The sequence below is a fragment of the Citrobacter sp. S39 genome (assembly GCF_009495675.1).
GTDB lineage: Bacteria > Pseudomonadota > Gammaproteobacteria > Enterobacterales > Enterobacteriaceae > Citrobacter > Citrobacter freundii.
The window spans coordinates 4,713,331-4,730,809 of sequence record NZ_CP045555.1 but is presented as its reverse complement, the minus strand read 5'-3'; the positions used below and the strand labels follow the sequence as shown (position 1 = coordinate 4,730,809).

Below are 17,479 nucleotides of genomic sequence, written 5' to 3'. Positions count from 1 at the left end.
TTAGCGAACCTGGACGGCGATAAGTTCGCTGCCGTCGTCGCCGAGTACGTGGGTTGAACATGCCAGGCAGGGGTCGAAGCTGTGCAAGGTGCGCAGGATCTCCAGCGGTTGATCCGGTATCGCCATTTGGGTGCCCATCAGCGCCGCCTCGTAAGCACCAATTTGTCCCTTCGGATCGCGCGGGCTGGCATTCCAGGTGGTCGGCACCACACACTGATAGAGATCGATTTTCCCGTCGCGAATCGATGCCCAGTGACCTAACGCGCCGCGCGGTGCTTCGGTAAAACCGATCCCGCGGCACTGCTGTGGCCAGCTTTCAGGCTCCCATTTTTCGGTGTTTGCGGTCGCCAGATTACCGTTTTTCAGGTTGGTCATTAGCTTGTCGAAGAAATATTGCAGTTTGCTCACGGCCCACTGGGCTTCGTGCGCGCGGCACAGAATACGCCCCAGCGTCGACTGCATACCCGAAAGCGGCAGCTTGAGGGCAGACATCATGCGATCGACGGATTCAATCGTGGCGGCATCCCCTTTGTGATAGGCAATCAGCGTGCGCGCCAGTGGTCCAACTTCCATGGCGTGTCCGCGCCAGCGCGGGGCTTTAATCCACGAATAGCGTTCCTGTTCGTTGAGCTGTTTGATATCAATATCGCTGCCTTTGACATCGCCCGGGTTATACCAGGGTTCAGTAATCCCTTCGAACGGGTGACGACCTAATTGATCGTCCGGATAACGGTACCAGGCATGATCGACAAACTCCTGAATTTGTTGCTGATCGGCCAGATCCACTGGCAGCACGTTTTTAAAATCACCGTTAATCACCGCGCCGCCTGGCATCAACAGGCTCTTCGCGCTGAAGTCATTGGCGATATCCGGGAACGCGCCGTAGCTCAAGACGCACTTATCAGAAAGCCCGGTGCCAATCTGGCTCCAGGACTTATTGAACTGACCGATAGCCAGCGCGTCAGGCACCATGACGTTGTTGATGAAATCAGCGGTGCGGGTGATGATCGACTGCACCAGGTTCAGGCGTTCCATATCGACTGCGCCAACCGCGCCGCGCTGATCGATATTAATCGCGCACGGCATACCGCCGACAATCCAGTTAGGATGCGGGTTCTTACCGCCAAACACCGTATGGATTTTGATGATCTCGCGCTGAAAATCGAGTGCTTCCAGATAATGGGCAAAGCCCATCAGGTTAGCCTCAGGCGACAGTTTGTACTGCGGATGACCCCAATAACCGTTGCGGAAAATCCCCAGTTGACCGCCGTCGACAAATTTCTTCAGGCGATTTTGGACGTCAAAAAAGTAGCCAGGGGAGGACTTCGGCCAGGCAGAAAGGCTTTGCGCCAGCTGTGATGTGGCGCGCGGGTCTGCTTTCAGGGCATTCAGCACGTCAATCCAATCCATTCCGGCTAACTGGTAAAAGTGCACCAGATGGTCGTGGCACCACAGCGTCGCCAGCATAATATTGCGAATGATGTTGGCGTTGTCGGGCACCTTGATGCCAATGGCATCTTCAATGGCATACACCGATGCCAGGGCATGTACGCCGGTGCATACTCCGCAAATACGTTCGACAAATGCCCAGGCATCGCGAGGGTCGCGCCCCTGCAGAATGATCTCCAGTCCGCGGAACATGGTGCCGCAGGAAACCGCGTTGGTGATGATATTCTGCTCATCAATGTTCACTTCACAACGCATATGGCCTTCAATGCGGGTTATGGGGTCCACAACCAGGCGGCGACCCGCATTGTTTAACGTATATCCCTGGGTTTGATACGAGTTGCTCATGCCTGGTTATCCTCTTTGTCCGGCTGCGGTTGTTCGGCTTTAGTTAACTGCTGTTTGTGGCGGTTATGTTGATTGACGGCGCTGGCGACTGCGTGGACGCCGACACCAGCCGCCACTACGCCAAGCGCGGTGAGGCCCACGGTGTCAGCGGTAGAATGCGTTCCCATCTGTGGAATATCGACCACGCGGCTGTAGAACGAACCGCGATCCCAGAAGCCGTTCTCCGAACATCCCAGACAACCGTGACCGGACTGGATGGGGAAGGAAACGCCGCCATTCCAGCGGGTGGTGGAACAGGCGTTATAGGTGGTTGGCCCCTTGCAGCCCATTTTGTACAGGCAATAGCCTTTGCGGGCAGCGTCATCGTCCCAACTTTCAACGAACTCCCCGGCGTCAAAGTGGGCGCGGCGGTAGCATTTGTCATGAATACGCTGACCATAAAACATCAGCGGACGCCCCAGACGATCGAGTTCCGGCAGCCTTCCAAAGGTCACCATGTAGGTAATGATGGCGCTCATGACGTCTGGAATCGGCGGGCAACCGGGCACTTTCACGATAGGCTTATCGGTAATCACTTTATCGATCGGTGTTGCCTGAGTTGGGTTAGGCCGGGCAGCCTGCACGCAGCCCCAGGAGGCGCAGGTGCCCCAGGCGATAATCGCGCTGGCACCGGCGGCGGCTCTTTTAAGCTTTTCAATAAACGGTCGCCCGCCACTAATGCAGAACATCCCTTGTTCTCCCAGCGGAGGATTACCTTCGACGGCCAGAATGTATCGGCCGTGGTAGCGGCTTAGAATGTCTTCAAAGACCTCTTCGGCCTGTGTTCCGGCGGCGGCCATCAGTGTGTCGTCGTAATCAAGGGAAATCAGAGAGAGGATGACGTCTTTGGCGAGTGGGTGAGAGGAGCGGATAAATGATTCGGTACAGCAGGTGCATTCCAGACCGTGGATCCAGACGACCGGGATCCGGGGTTTGTTTTCCAGCGCCCAGGCGATTCTGGGCGTCATTCCAGCTCCCAACCCTAGCGATGTTGCCGCGAGGCTACAATATTTAAGAAAACTGCGTCTGCTCACGCCCTTGCGGCGCATCGCCTGATAAAAGGTCTCCTCGTTATTCGTATTCATAACACGCGTTTCTTCCCCCGTTGAGTTCTGGCGCACGCCGCCAGCGATAATCTAAAAAAGCCTATCCGATTAGCGGGGAGAAACAATGCAAAGTGTGTGGTTATGTCCTATTGCGATATTTTCGTGCCTGTTATCTGTTTTTCGCTTATTCGGCAATAAAAAAACGCACAGGGGGGACCGCCCTGTGCGTCGGGTTTATCGCGGAAGAACTTAAACCCCAAGGCGATCACGTAAGCTGTAATAGGCCGCGCCCATGGCGGTAAACGGAATGCGCAGGCTGCGGCCTCCCGGGAACGGGTAATGCGGCAGTTTGGCGAAAGCGTCAAAACGCTCGGCATCCCCGCGCAGCAGTTCCGAAATCAGCCGTCCTGCCAGGTGGGTACAAGTCACGCCGTGGCCGCTGTAGCCCTGCATATAGTAAATGTTGGTATCAAGACGGCCGAACTGCGGCATGCGCGACAGCGTTAACAGGAAATTACCGGTCCAGCGGTAATCAATTTTTACCCCCTGCAATTGCGGGAAGGTCTTCAGCAGTTTCGGCATCACCAGACGCTCAATATCGTCCGGATCGCGAGCGCCGTAGACTACACCGCCGCCGTACAGCAGGCGGTTATCGCCGGTCAGACGGTAGTAATCCAGCAGGTAGTTACAATCTTCAACGCAGTAGTTTTTCGGGATCAGCGAGCGCGCCATCTCCGCCGACAGCGGTTCGGTGGTTAACACCTGCGTGCCACACGGCATGCTGCTTTTTGCCAGCGCAGGTTCCAGTTTGTCGCCGAGGTAGGCGTTGCCCGCGACAATCACAAAACGTGCCGTAACCTGACCTTTTTCGGTGCTGACCACTGCCGGGCTGGTGTGCTGAATACGGGTGACTGGCGACTGTTCGAACACGCGCCCGCCGTTCAGACGAATGGCGTTAGCCTCGCCAATCGCCAGGTTTAGCGGATGAATATGACCACCGCTGTGGTCGAGTAGCGCGCCGACATAACGATCGCTGCTGACTTCGCGGCGAATTTCGCTGCTATCCAACAGTTCAAGCTGCGTATTGCCGTAGCGTTCCCAGTTCGATTTCTGCTCCTCCAGCGTTTCCATCTGTTTGTGGTTCAGGGCCACAAACAGCCCGCCAGGACGATAGTCGCAGTCGATCTGATAACGTTTGATACGTTCGCGAATGATATTGCCGCCTTCAAACATCATACTGCCAAGCATTTTAGCGGCGTCCGGGCCGTAGGTGCGTTCAATGACGTCGATATCGCGACTGTAGGAGTTCACCAACTGGCCACCGTTGCGCCCGCTGGCTCCGAAGCCAATTCGTGCGGATTCCAGTAGCACCACGTCGTAACCCATTTCTGATAAATGCAGGGCGGAGGAGAGTCCGGTATAACCACCGCCCACGACGCAAACATCACAGCTTACCGATTCGCTAAGGGTCGGGAACGGTTCGTATTGATTGGCGCTTGCGGCGTAATAACTGCTGGTATGTTCAGTCATGATTAAGACTCCAGGGAGATCCAGATGGTTTTTAATTCGCTAAATTTTTCCAGCGCATGCAGGGATTTATCGCGTCCGTTACCGCTTTGCTTATAGCCGCCGAATGGCACGGTCATATCACCGTCGTTGTAGTTATTCACGAAGACCGAACCGGCCTTCAGGCGGCGACTCATGCGGTGCGCGCGCGACAAATCGCGGGTCCAGACCGCGGCGCCCAGACCGTAGTCGCTGTCGTTGGCCAGCGCCAGAGCTTCGGCTTCACTGCTAAAACGGATGATGACCAGTACTGGCCCGAAAATCTCATCGCGGCTGACGTGGGCTTGCGGCGCGGTGTCGACAAAAATAGTCGGGCCGATGGCCGCCGGGTGTACGTGGCTGCGGCCATCCAGCGCCAGCGTGCCTTGCGCTTCACCGTCGCGAATAAAACTGTGTACGGTGTCGGCATGCGTGTTGTCGATAAGCGTGCCCATCGTGGTTTCCGGATCCAGCGGGTTGCCCGGCTGCCAGTTTTTCGCCTGCTCTTTTAAAAGCGCGATAAACTCGTCGGCAATACTTTCTTCCAGCAGCAGACGCGTACCGGCGATACAAACCTGGCCCTGGTTATAGAAAATACCTGCCGCTGCATTAGCGGCGGCTTTCGGCAGATCCGGGCAGTCGGCAAATACGATGTTGGCACTTTTACCGCCGGCCTCCAGCCAGACGCGTTTCATGTTGCTGTCGCCAGCATCTTTGAGCAGTTGCTTGCCGGTGCGGGTCGAACCGGTAAAGGTGATCACATCAACATCCGGATGCAGCGACAGTGCCTGGCCCGCCTCGTGACCGTACCCGCTCACAACGCTGAGCACGCCATCGGGCAAACCTGCTTTTTTAGCCAGTGCGGCCAGGCGAATCGCGGTCAGCGGTGATTTTTCGGAAGGCTTGAGGATCACGCTGTTACCCGCAGCCAGAGTCGGGCCGAGTTTCCAGCAGGCCAGCAGCAGGGGAAAATTCCACGGCACGATGGCCGCAATCACGCCCACCGGTTCGCGGACAATCAGCGCTAAATCGTTCACCGAGGTAGTGGCAACTTCACCATAGACTTTATCTATCGCCTCGGCGTACCAACGGATGGCGCGTGCCGCGCCGGGAATATCATCACGCAGGCTATGGCGAATCGGTTTACCGGTGTCGAGCGTTTCCAGTAGCGCCAGCTCCTCGTGATGCTGCTCCATTAAATCGGCGAGTTTGTGCAGCACCGCTTTGCGCTCTGCGGGTGATGCCTGCGACCAGTCCCCGCGTTCAAACACGGTGCGGGCTGCGGTGACCGCGCGGTCAACATCCGCTTTTTTGCCGCGGGCGACTTTGGCGAGCGGGCGTTGTCCTGCCGGATCCTGGGTAATAAAGGTTTCGTTATCGGTGGCGGCACAATATTCGCCGTTAATAAATAAACGGGTTTCCGGTGAATAATGGCTGGCTTTTTCACGCCAATATTTAAGATTCTGAAAGTTCATAGCTACTCCTTTTATATCAATAAGATAAAGTTCGTTGCTGATCTTTTTCAGGCAAAATCAGGCTGCACGATGCCCCAGGGATGTACCCTGTTAATGCGCGTTATTTAAGAAGGCCTGAGAAACTCAGGCCGCTACTTATTAGAACGTGGTGGGAGTGTGGGCACTGATGATGCGGCAGATCCCCGCCGAGGTGTTGCTGAAGCTGTGTGGTATGCCGGTGTTAATGGCATAGCTTTGCCCTGCAACAAGAGGATACGTTTGACCGTTGATGGTCAGTATCACTTCACCTTCCAGTATTGTGCCAATCTCTTCACCCTGATGTTTAATTCTCTCCCCGGTTGTCGTGCCTGGCTGATAGGTTTCAAACATCATTGCCAGCGTACGATTCGGATTTCCGTTGTGTACCAGCTTCATGGATACTCCCTGACTCCCGATCTCAATCAAATCATCCTGATTGATAACCACCTGCGGTTCGTCAGGCTTTTCCGGTTCCGCGAAGAACTCGGAGAGCGACAGCCCATATACTTTCAATAGCTTTTGCAGCGTACTGATGGCAGGACTGACTTTATCCTGCTCTATGGTGCTGATGGCGCTATGCGTTAACCCAGACAGTTCGGCGGCACGACGCTGCGAAAGACCCAATTGCTGGCGGATCTCTGACAAACGTTTACCCGGCGCCAGGCCGTCATCGCTCATAATTGCATTTCCTTAACTGTAGTGGTCAGAGTCGCTGTTTTTCAGCGAGGTGGTTCTGACAAGCGGTGATAAAACCTTCAAGTAACAAACGCGACAGGGCGTATTCGCTACTGTTCCATTCCGGGTGCCACTGCACGCCGAGCGCGAAAGGATGGTCATGGACGCTGGCAGCTTCCACTAATCCATCCTGCGAGCGTGCTTCCACGCGCAGCTGCGGGCCAAGGGTTTTTGCGCCCTGACCATGCAAGGAGTTAACCCAAAACGTGCTGCAACCTGGTATTAACTGAGATAGCAATCCTCCCTGTTGAACCTGGACTTCATGAGATGGCGCATATTGCTGCTCCACCGGGAGTTCCGCATCTTCACGATGTTCCAGGAACTGTGAGTGATCGCACAGGCGACGATACAGAGTCCCGCCAGTGGCGACAACTAATTCCTGTAAGCCCCGGCAGATGGCGAAAATGGGAATGCGCCTTTCGAGCCCGGCGGTAATTAGCGCCATGCTCAGAAGATCACGCCCGGGATCGGCGTCAGACTCATCGCCATTTTCACCATAGAGGTGCGGCTGCACATTGCTTGGGCTTCCTGGCAGGAAGATACCATCCAGTTTCGGTAACAGCGCGTTCAGCAATTCGGGTTCCGCGAGCGCATGGGGCAGCGCTATCGGTAATCCACCGGCATTTAATACCGCATTCAGGTACTTTTCTTGCAGAGTCTGGGTCTCATGACCCTTAAGCCTGTTCCTACACATCACTACACCAATAACTGGCTTGTCAAATATATTGCCCATGATCGACCTCACGTTTTGGAATAAATTATTGCCAAACGGTTCCTTGTTGTGCAATTCCGTTCATTATTTTCTCAATCTAGCAGCGGAATAACCTTCTAGCAAACTTAATTTAACATTTGACAAACAATTTGTTTGCATCCAGAGTCGAATGGTGGACATTATATTTAACAGTCTAATCACAGAGCAGCTTACCAGGCCAACGGCGGTGAATCATGGAAACCAATATCGTAGAAGTTGAGAATTTTGTTCAGCATTCTGAAGAGAGACGAAGTAGCGCGTTTGCGCGCGAAGTTAAGCAGTATCTGGAACGCTATCCTAATACGCAGTATGTGGATGTGCTGTTAACCGACCTTAATGGTTGTTTTCGCGGTAAGCGCCTTCCGGTTGCTGGATTGCATAAGTTAGAGAAAGGCTGCTATTTCCCGGCATCTGTTTTCGCGATGGATATTCTTGGCAATGTGGTCGAAGAGGCGGGATTAGGCCAGGAGCTTGGCGAACCGGATCGGACTTGTGTACCGGTGGCAGGCACGTTAACCCCTTCGGCCGCCGATCCTGAATTTATTGCACAGATGATGCTGACGATGCTGGATGAAGATGGCGCTCCCTTTGACGTTGAGCCGCGGAACGTACTGAACCGACTCTGGCAGAAACTTCGCCAGCGCGGTCTGTTCCCCGTCGTAGCGGTAGAGCTGGAGTTCTATTTACTCGATCGTAAGCGCGATCCCGAAGGTTATCTGCAGCCGCCGTGCGCGCCGGGTACGGACGATCGCAATACCCAAAGTCAGGTTTACTCGGTTGATAACCTGAACCATTTTGCTGATGTGTTAAACGATATCGATGAACTGGCCCGTTTACAGCTGATCCCGGCTGACGGCGCAGTGGCTGAAGCCTCCCCTGGGCAGTTTGAAATCAACCTCTACCATACCGATAACGTGCTCGACGCCTGCGATGACGCGCTGGCGTTGAAACGTCTGGTACGGCTGGTGGCGGAGAAACATAAGATGCATGCCACGTTTATGGCAAAGCCTTATGAGGAGCATGCCGGTAGCGGGATGCATATCCACATCAGCATTATGAATAATAAAGGCGAGAACGTGCTGGCCGATGCGAATGGCGATGATTCCATGTTACTTAAGCGTGCGCTTGCCGGGATGATTGATCTGATGCCAGCATCAATGGCGCTGCTGGCGCCGAATGTGAACTCTTATCGCCGCTTCCAGCCGGGTATGTATGTGCCGACTCAGGCTTCCTGGGGGCATAACAACCGTACGGTGGCGCTGCGTATTCCCTGCGGCGATCGTGATAACCATCGGGTTGAATATCGCGTGGCAGGGGCGGATGCCAACCCGTATCTGGTGATGTCGACCATCCTGGCGGGGATCCTTCACGGTCTGGATAACGATCTGCCGCTGCAGGAAGAGGTGGAAGGCAACGGACTGGAGCAGGAAGGGCTACCGTTTCCTATCCGCCAGAGCGATGCGCTGTGGGAGTTTATGCAAAACGACAGTCTGCGTGAATTATTGGGTGAGCGTTTTAGCCACGTGTATCACGCCTGTAAAAACGATGAATTAATCCAGTTTGAACGTCTTATCACCGACACTGAAATTGAGTGGATGTTGAAAAACGCCTGACAGTCGTACAGGTCATTTAAAAAGAAGTCGCATCATGCGGGCTGAGCGGAGCCAGCCCGTCAAAATTGCAGGAATACCTGCCATTTCCCGGATGTCGCGTAATGGAGCGCGGGCGACAACGGGTCTTCAGATAACCGACAGAGTTTGTGACGAGGAAATGTGATGATGCCAATGTTTAAAAACCAGCCCCGCGTGAGCATCCATGGCTCCCGCAGTAAGTACGGACCGCATCTGTGCCGTGCAACATTGACGCCTTTCTTATGGCTTTCTACCCCGATACGACCCAGGTCTGCTGTTCCCACATTTCGAACGCAGATCTGGGCTCGTCGCGGGGAGGAAAGCTATGTCGACTAATTCTTCTGTGGATCTTGCAGCCCAGCCGGGCAAAGCACAGCTGCGTAAATCTCTCAAGCTGTGGCAGGTAGTGGTGATGGGGCTGGCCTATCTCACGCCGATGACAGTGTTTGACACCTTTGGCATTGTTTCGGGTATCAGCAATGGCCATGTTCCAGCCTCCTACCTGCTGGCCCTGGCAGGCGTACTGTTTACCGCCATCAGTTACGGAAAGCTGGTGCGCCAGTTTCCACAGGCCGGTTCGGCCTATACCTATGCGCAAAAAGCGATTAATCCGCATGTGGGGTTTATGGTCGGCTGGTCTTCACTGCTTGACTACCTTTTCCTGCCGATGATTAACGTACTATTGGCGAAAATTTACCTTTCCGCGCTATTCCCGGGGGTTGCGCCATGGATTTGGGTGGTGCTGTTCGTGGCGATCCTTACCGCGGCCAATTTGAAAAGCGTTAACCTGGTGGCGAACTTCAATGCCCTGTTCGTCCTGGTGCAGGTGGCGATCATCGTGGTGTTTATTTTCCTCGTGGTGCAGGGGCTGCACAAAGGCGAAGGGGTCGGGACCGTCTGGTCGTTGCAACCGTTTATCAGTCAGAATGCGCATTTGATTCCGATTATCACCGGGGCGACCATTGTCTGCTTCTCGTTTCTCGGCTTTGACGCGGTAACGACCCTCTCTGAAGAGACGCCAGATGCTGCGCGCACCATTCCAAAAGCCATTTTTCTTACCGCGCTGTACGGTGGACTGATCTTCATTGCCGCTTCGTTCTTTATGCAACTGTTCTTCCCGGACATTAGCCGATTCAAAGACCCGGATGCGGCGCTGCCGGAGATTGCGCTGTACGTCGGCGGCAAGTTGTTCCAGTCTATTTTTCTGTGCACCACCTTTGTGAATACGCTGGCGTCAGGTCTGGCGTCGCATGCCAGCGTTTCTCGCCTGCTGTATGTGATGGGCCGCGATAACGTCTTCCCGGAGAAGTACTTTGGTTATGTCCATCCCAAATGGCGTACTCCCGCGTTGAACGTCATCATGGTCGGGATTGTGGCGCTGTCGGCCCTGTTTTTTGATCTGGTGACCGCTACGGCGCTGATTAACTTTGGCGCGCTGGTGGCCTTTACCTTCGTTAATCTGTCCGTGTTTAACCACTTCTGGCGTCGTGAAGGACGTAAGCATACCTGGCAGGAAAAGTTGCACTATCTGGTATTGCCAATGGTCGGTGCCGCCACGGTAGCCGTACTGTGGGTGAATCTGGAAGTGACATCGCTGACGCTGGGACTGGTATGGGCCGGCGTCGGGCTGGTGTATCTCGCGTACCTGACCGGACGCTTTCGTAAACCGCCTCCGCAGTTTGACGCCGCGAAATCTGAGCGCGCCTGGGAGTGATGGAAACGGAATCGATCGACGTGTTTGGTTGAGTTGGGTTAAAAATGAAATACGGTATGTCGCGGCAAACGGTCGCGGCATACCTGATTTAAATGATGTACCACTTGCTTTAGGGAATAAAAAAACCGGCACGGGAGCCGGTAAGTGGAACAATGTAGGAATATAATTATTATTATAATTCAGCCAACTCAATAGGAACGGGTTTCCCTATATGGTATCCCTGTAACCAACCAATACCCATCGTAATTAGCATCTTTTCAATTTCCTCATTTTCAACAAACTCAGCTACTACTTCCATGTTTTTGAGTTTTGCTACTTCGCAGAAGGATCTGACGGCGCATCGACTAAATTCATCGGTCAGTATATTACGGATGAAGGAGCCATCAATTTTCAGAATATCTGCGTCTAATGTTCTGAGTCGTGAATAGCTTGACGCCCCTGTGCCAAAATCATCAATAGCAATTTTAGAACCGGCTTTACGTAATGCTCTCAGAACATCAGTGACATTAGCGTTGTCAATGATATCTGATTCAATGACTTCAAAAATTATACGTTTAGGTGCGATGGAATATTTTCTAAACAATGTGAAAACATTATCAAGAAAATCAATTTTATTAAGCGAGTCAGGTGTCAGATTAATGGAGAAATGACTGTTCGGGTCAGATTTCTGCCGTGACTGTATAAAACGAAATGTTTGCTCAATAACAGTGATATCCAGTGCAGGAAGTAATCCTGCCTCGCGAGCAACCGGTAGGATGGTGTCTGGAAAGATTAACTTACCATCAACCATTTTTATCCGAATAAGTATCTCGTGATAACGTGTCAGTCCCGTAGTTGAAACGATAGGCTGAACAACCAGCATCGTTGATACGATGGGTTGAGCCATAAGCTCAAACGATTTTCTGTCAATTGCTTTTTGCAACATATGACGAATGACAGCCTGACTGACAATTTTATCACCTGGCACCTGCGGGCTGAGTAACAACGGTTGTCCCTGCATTAACGAGATGTAGCTTTGGGTATTAAGATGTTTAATTGCTTGTGATAAATTTTTAATCAGGTTTTTCTCGGTGGTATATGCCACACCACAAGATAGTCCCAATTGGTAATCCTTCCAGATAAAACGAAAAGAGTTTAGGTCTTTGTAAAGAGCAGGAATGTCAGGGACAGTATTAAGGCGAAGAATTATTCCATGACCTGGTGCGTAATAAATGTTACCTGTATCCTTAATCAATTTACGTACATATGCGCTTAGCGCTTTTACAAATTCAAAACGGAATTCTATTCCATGAGTTTGCTCCAGCGTATTCAACTCTGTACAACGGATGTAACACAAGCACTCTGTTGCGTGTTTACGGATGTCCATTTGCAGGGCCTGAAAGTTAGGCAGTCCGGTATTAGGCTCTGATCTAAAAAGTTGTTTGAGGCGGCGGAGATATTTTCGGTTACGGACCACAAGTACACCGGTAACAACAATCGTAAGAGAAAAGACAAACACTATCGTGGAGGAAATCACGAGACTATGTAAATAATTATTATAGTTATCCGGCGAAATATAACTGTTTATATAATATCCCAACAGGATGAGCATTGTTACCCATACAGGGGATATAAAAGCATGGCCAATGCAGATCACTCCCCACAGCATTACTGGAAGTAACCACAGTAATGAATAGTCTGTAAATATAAGAATATCTTCTCTGATGACGATCAAAGCGGACATAATGCAGAGTAACAGCACCAGCCATAATACTTGATACAGAATAGGAGGGCCGGATTTTATCAGCGTCTTCACTTGTCTGATGTATAAAATGCACCATGCAGGGTTTTGAACGCTTCTAAGCAACAGATAACAAAAAGGGATGCCAGTCAGGCAAGAGTTCATCAACCACTGTAAGTTAATTAGTGTTTGTAGTGTAAAAAGGTTTGTGATCGGTACAGAGGCAGTGTTCGACTGGAGCCAGTGATCAATCGAGATGAATAGTAAGGCGTTGCAACACACGAGCCAGACAATACGCAGGGTTGTAAGCTGGCTACGACCAAAGCTAACCGCGCCTCGTTTACCTGTCGAGAAAAAGTAGAGTGTCTGGCTAATGAGAGCAGCCAGTAGCTGAGCCGTTAGCGTGAATACCGAAGATAAAGAGTAAGAGTAAAGGGCATACAAGAAAAAGGCACCCAAAATTGGCAGCGCCTTTTGCCGGTATAAAACCAGCAGTGCAGAAATAAGAGGTAAAGTGAGATCGTAAAAATGCAGGGTTATACCCGCAACATCCTCTTGCTTACTGAGATGACCAGCGATCAGCTGTAATGCAAAAAACGCGATGCCTACACAAAAATAGTCTCTAAATGTATTAATAAAATTTATATTTTCAGTTTTTCTTAGCAATATCATCATTCGCAATTCTCAGTGAGTTATCACCGTTCTCGATTTAAGTCATCTACTTAAAACAGGTTAGACTGGAGGTTTGAAATGTGTATTTTTGGATGTTTTCGCTAATTGAAAACCATTCTAAAATATGTTATGTAAATTTTTTAAAGGTAACCCTCGATAATTTCCGTGTGTTTCACAACGCAGGGAAGAACAATCTTTATGGCTGTGCTGATAATAAAAATTCCGTCAGTAGCCATTATTTAAGACAGAATAGACGATCGATAAAAACGATCAATATAAATCTTTTGATAGATTTTATCGATAGGTTTGGCAGATCATAAATACCACGAAAGATCGATAAAAGCTATTAAAATGTTATTTTTTAATGGTGTTTATTTCATAAATGTTAATTGAGCACTTTGTTTATTAAAAATTAACCTATGCAGGCATCCTTCTAAAGGAATTATTATAATATTGGCGGGAAAGTGAGTTTCCCCACCTTCCCACAATACACTCAATTGTTAATCATTAACGAGGTTGCTGCTGTGTCGCGCAGTGAATGCCGCCGCCGCCAGCCGCAATGCCATCAATATTCAGTTGTATAATTTCACGATCGATAAACAGCTCCTGCAAAATAGCATGGGTATTACGATCGGTGCGCTTATCGCCAAATTGTGGTGCAATGACGGCATCATTACACAGATAAAAATTGATATACCCTGCGGCAAAATCATCACTCGCATAAGTCTGGCGGATGGTAGAAGGTCCTTCCAGCGTGACGACCTTCAACCGTCGGCCTTTGGCATCCGTGGCGGCTCGTAATATGTCCAGATGACGTCGGGTGATCGCGTAATCAAAGGACGACGGATCCTGCTCAAGACCTGTCACCACCGTACCCGGATGCGTGAACCTGGCATAAAAATCTGTATGGCCGTCGGTAATATCCTTGCCGGCAATACCCGGCAACCAGATGATTTTCTCCAGACCTAGCAGTCGCTTAAGTTCTTCTTCGCATTCGGCTTTGCTGACGCCGGGATTACGGTTGGAGTTAAGCACGCAGCTCTCGGTAATAATCGCCGTGCCTTCGCCGTCTACCTCAATACCGCCACCTTCCAGAGTCAGCGCCGAGCGGATGAACTCGGTATGAACGTAATCAGTAACGAATTCAGCCACATCGGCATCACGTTCGTGCTCTTGCTTATTGCCCCAGCCGTTAAAATTAAATCCCACACCGCCGAGCGCACCGCTGGAGCTTTTCACAAACACCGGCCCGGTGTCGCGGATCCACAGATCGTCTATCGGGTGAACCAGAAGATTGACCGACGGTCCGCACAGACGCGCGGCGAGTTCGCCGTCTTCTTCGCGTACCAACATATTTACGGGTTCAAATGCGGCGATGGTTTTAGCAACTAGCGCCAGGTTTTCCTGCACCACCGGTAGCAGATGAGGCTCCCAGATCTCCGCACTGGCACCAAACGCCATCCAGGTTGCCGCATGCGGTGCGCCTTCATCCGGCATTTGCCAGCGGCGGTCCTCTGTTGCGCGGGCAAATTGGCTAAAACTGATGCCTGTCATACCGGCGAGTAGCATACTCGTTGAAGTCACCAGACCTTGCCAGACGAACGAACGTCTTGTCATCATAGGATTAACCTTTGCGTATATTTATCTGATATTGGATGAATAAAATAATAATAGATAATTAATGTTCTGCGTATTTTAAATATTGAATAACAAATGAATTGATTGCGGATAAGTTTCATGCGGAATATATCACAGGAGATATTCGTTGCAATCTCTTCGTTTTATATTATGAGTGAAATTGACTACTATTAAAATTTCTCAACTATATATTTATATATAATTTATATTTATCAGCATGAACATGTGTCACACCGTTGGCTCTGAAGCCCCGTCTGACGGGCCTTGCCGCGGATTGTGATCTGGCCGATTGTTCTGTTGTATTTATTAATGCCATGAACCGTGTGGACTATAGTAAAGATGGCCGTTATTTCTCATCATTAATAACCGTGAGTGGGGGATGTGAATGAAGAAGATACTGATGCTGGTCGGAGATTATGTCGAAGATTATGAAACAATGGTGCCTTTTCAGGCTTTGCAAATGCTTGGGCATCGTGTGGATGCCGTCTGTCCGGAGAAAAGTCAGGGTGACTACGTTCAAACCGCCATTCACGATTTTGATGGGGCGCAGACATACAGTGAAAAGCCGGGGCATCGTTTTACGTTGAATGCGAATTTTGCCGAGGCGCGGGCCGCCGATTACGACGCTCTGTTGATCCCCGGCGGGCGTGCTCCGGAATATCTTCGACTGAATCCAGATGTCATTAAGCTGGTGCAAGATTTCAACACTGCCGATAAGCCTATCGCTGCGGTTTGTCATGGGCCCCAACTATTAGCGGCGGCGGGAGTGTTAGAAAACCGGACCTGTAGCGCTTATCCGGCCTGTGCGCCTGAGGTCCGTCTGAGCGGTGGACATTATGCCGATATTGGCATTGATCAGGCCCACGTTGATGGCAATCTGGTGACGGCACCAGCATGGCCCGCGCATCCGCAATGGTTAGCTAAATTTGTTGAAGTATTAATGAAGTAAGCGACGATGAGATGAAAAAGTCGGTATAACCAGCCTGGCTATACCGACAGGAGATATTACCTCCGCATGAGTGCGAACACGCCCCACCCGATATATTCCCGGGTGAAGGTAACGTGGCGTGCTGGTGAACTTCTCAGTTGCTCTCTGACTTCGACGGCAAACTCATCGTCCGGATTTGCCTTCAGCCACCGGCGCATCGTCAACCATTTTGCCGCCTCGTATCTGTCCCAACCCTCCTGGTCCGCCAGTACCATTTCAACCACGTCATAACCGAGCTGGTCGAAAGACGAAACGCGTTCTGGCAGAGAGAGGAAATCAGTCACTGAGGTCGCGCCGCAAGACTTAGCGATCTCCTCCGTTGCGGGTATCTGACGCCAGTACGGTTCGCCGATGAGCAGCATCCCGCCTGATTTGAGACTTTGTTCCAGCTGTTTGACCGTTCCGGCAACGCCGCCGGCAATCCAGGTTGCACCAATGCAGGCGGCAATATCGAATTTTTCTTCGGCGATATAACCTGTTGCATCGGCATGAATAAAACGCACGTGCTCAGTGACGCCCAATTCACTTGCCCGCAGGGTGGCTTGCTCGCTGAATAACTGGCTCATATCGATACCAACACCGGAAATTCCATGATCGCGTGCCCAGGTGCACAACATCTCGCCAGAGCCGCTGCCGAGATCCAGGATGCGGGTTCCTGGGGCCATCCGTAAAACCTGACCTAACGTTGCATATTTCTGCGCGGTGAATGGATTATGAATGCGATGTGCGCTTTCGCTGATTGTAAAAATCTTCGGGATATCCATCTCTCTCTCCTTAGCGATTATCCAGTTGGGCGCGAACGTTGTTCAGCCCAGTGGTATTGATGCGGTAGGGCTGACCATTGACGGATTTGATCAGTTTTTTCGTTCTGAGCTTTTTGAATACATCGAGCGTGCAGTCGCAGAGCAGTAACCCTTCGCGGCTATAGCATTCGACGGAAGTGACACGACCTGATGCATCACGGACGTGAGCAATACGGCCACCTTTGGCGAGTACGTGTAAGGTACGTTGTTCCTGACGGGATAAATTCATACTGGAAAACCTGTTTAATCATCATGTGCAAAACGTGCAAACACACAGTGGTGTCCGCATTCGATTTCGGCGCATTGATAACCAGTCCGGCCTGAAAAGGTCGGTAAGCTGATTATCTGATGATTACATTCTCCAGCATCAAAGCCTCGGGTTGAGTTGATAGATATTTACCTGCTGAATCATACCAGCCTGGACAAGTAGGGGAATCGTCCTGTCGGGAAAATGTGATCTATGACTAAGAATTGCGTTTAGCTTATTTTATAATTTTTTAACTCTCAGCTAGCTGAGCGGTGTATGAATGTATTAAATTTATTGAATTTTCAGACATCGTCAGTAGCGGTATTGGTCGTAATGATGTGTAGTTGGTCTCACTTGCGCCACACTATAGATTAGTGATATTTAATATTTTCTTATCTTAATTTTGTTTTATTTGATAAACAGGTCTTTATTATAAAAAGAATTTTTAATGGTGTTTGTGTTTAATTCCATTTAGGAATTTTCTTAACGTCATGAAGTGTGTATACTCAATCCTGCAAGAAGCTCTTCTGTTATCATCAAAACTATAAAAATGTCCTTAACACCCGTATTACCTCTGCCCTGTATCTCTTCTCAGGGGAGAGGTTTTTTTTCTGTATATTATTTTGATAGTCATCATAAATAGATAATTTAATATTATTGTTC

Annotated in this window: 13 protein-coding genes; 3 read left to right on the top strand and 10 right to left on the bottom strand. The window is 50.6% G+C overall.

Features of this window, described 5'->3' with window-relative positions; translation table 11 throughout:
• From hyaB to puuD, 6 genes are all read right to left on the bottom strand, one after another.
• The gene (hyaB, locus tag GFB57_RS22570; RefSeq protein ID WP_008321012.1) at positions 1–1,794 is read right to left on the bottom strand and encodes a Ni/Fe-hydrogenase large subunit; all 1,794 of its coding nucleotides are present in this window, start codon (positions 1,792–1,794) and stop codon (positions 1–3) included.
• Entirely contained in the window at positions 1,791–2,918 is a 1,128-nt protein-coding gene (hyaA, locus tag GFB57_RS22565) for a hydrogenase 1 small subunit (protein WP_071524462.1), read from the bottom strand. Before hyaA ends, hyaB begins: the two co-directional genes overlap by 4 nt.
• Positions 2,919–3,128: 210 nt before the next feature.
• Positions 3,129–4,409 (bottom strand): FAD-binding oxidoreductase, encoded by a 1,281-nt coding sequence (locus GFB57_RS22560; protein ID WP_046669776.1) that lies wholly within the window; start codon positions 4,407–4,409, stop codon positions 3,129–3,131.
• A gap of 2 nt (positions 4,410–4,411) precedes the next feature.
• Complete coding sequence (gene puuC, locus GFB57_RS22555; protein WP_008321006.1) at positions 4,412–5,899, bottom strand: aldehyde dehydrogenase PuuC; 1,488 nt, start codon at positions 5,897–5,899, stop codon at positions 4,412–4,414.
• A 138-nt stretch (positions 5,900–6,037) separates the two neighbouring features.
• The gene (gene puuR, locus GFB57_RS22550; protein WP_003830877.1) at positions 6,038–6,595 is read right to left on the bottom strand and encodes an HTH-type transcriptional regulator PuuR; all 558 of its coding nucleotides are present in this window, start codon (positions 6,593–6,595) and stop codon (positions 6,038–6,040) included.
• A 25-nt stretch (positions 6,596–6,620) separates the two neighbouring features.
• A complete protein-coding gene (gene puuD / locus GFB57_RS22545; protein WP_003838709.1) occupies positions 6,621–7,385 on the bottom strand; it encodes a gamma-glutamyl-gamma-aminobutyrate hydrolase in 765 nt (254 codons plus the stop codon).
• 212 nt (positions 7,386–7,597) lie between these two features.
• Between puuD and GFB57_RS22540 the strand changes: the two genes are divergently transcribed.
• Together GFB57_RS22540 and GFB57_RS22535 are read left to right on the top strand one after the other, a co-directional pair.
• Positions 7,598–9,016, top strand: a complete 1,419-nt coding sequence (locus GFB57_RS22540; RefSeq protein WP_008321000.1) for a glutamine synthetase family protein — start codon at positions 7,598–7,600, stop codon at positions 9,014–9,016.
• A gap of 343 nt (positions 9,017–9,359) precedes the next feature.
• Positions 9,360–10,748, top strand: a complete 1,389-nt coding sequence (locus tag GFB57_RS22535) for an APC family permease (protein ID WP_003838705.1) — start codon at positions 9,360–9,362, stop codon at positions 10,746–10,748.
• Positions 10,749–10,920: 172 nt separating this feature from the next.
• Here the strand turns inward: GFB57_RS22535 and GFB57_RS22530 are convergent, their stop codons facing one another.
• The gene (locus tag GFB57_RS22530; RefSeq protein ID WP_048219570.1) at positions 10,921–13,143 is read right to left on the bottom strand and encodes an EAL domain-containing protein; all 2,223 of its coding nucleotides are present in this window, start codon (positions 13,141–13,143) and stop codon (positions 10,921–10,923) included.
• A gap of 504 nt (positions 13,144–13,647) precedes the next feature.
• Positions 13,648–14,760, bottom strand: coding sequence for an agmatine deiminase family protein (locus tag GFB57_RS22525; RefSeq protein ID WP_008320995.1), 1,113 nt, complete (start codon positions 14,758–14,760; stop codon positions 13,648–13,650).
• Positions 14,761–15,163: 403 nt separating this feature from the next.
• On the opposite strand from GFB57_RS22525, the gene GFB57_RS22520 reads away from it, so the two are divergent.
• Positions 15,164–15,727, top strand: coding sequence for a DJ-1/PfpI family protein (locus GFB57_RS22520; RefSeq protein ID WP_008320993.1), 564 nt, complete (start codon positions 15,164–15,166; stop codon positions 15,725–15,727).
• A gap of 56 nt (positions 15,728–15,783) precedes the next feature.
• Here the strand turns inward: GFB57_RS22520 and GFB57_RS22515 are convergent, their stop codons facing one another.
• Positions 15,784–16,530: a class I SAM-dependent methyltransferase gene (locus tag GFB57_RS22515; protein ID WP_003021251.1), complete on the bottom strand. Its 747-nt coding sequence runs from the start codon at positions 16,528–16,530 to the stop codon at positions 15,784–15,786.
• A 10-nt stretch (positions 16,531–16,540) separates the two neighbouring features.
• Positions 16,541–16,798 (bottom strand): YjhX family toxin, encoded by a 258-nt coding sequence (locus GFB57_RS22510; RefSeq protein ID WP_003021255.1) that lies wholly within the window; start codon positions 16,796–16,798, stop codon positions 16,541–16,543.
• Between the last annotated feature and the right edge of the window lie 681 nt (positions 16,799–17,479).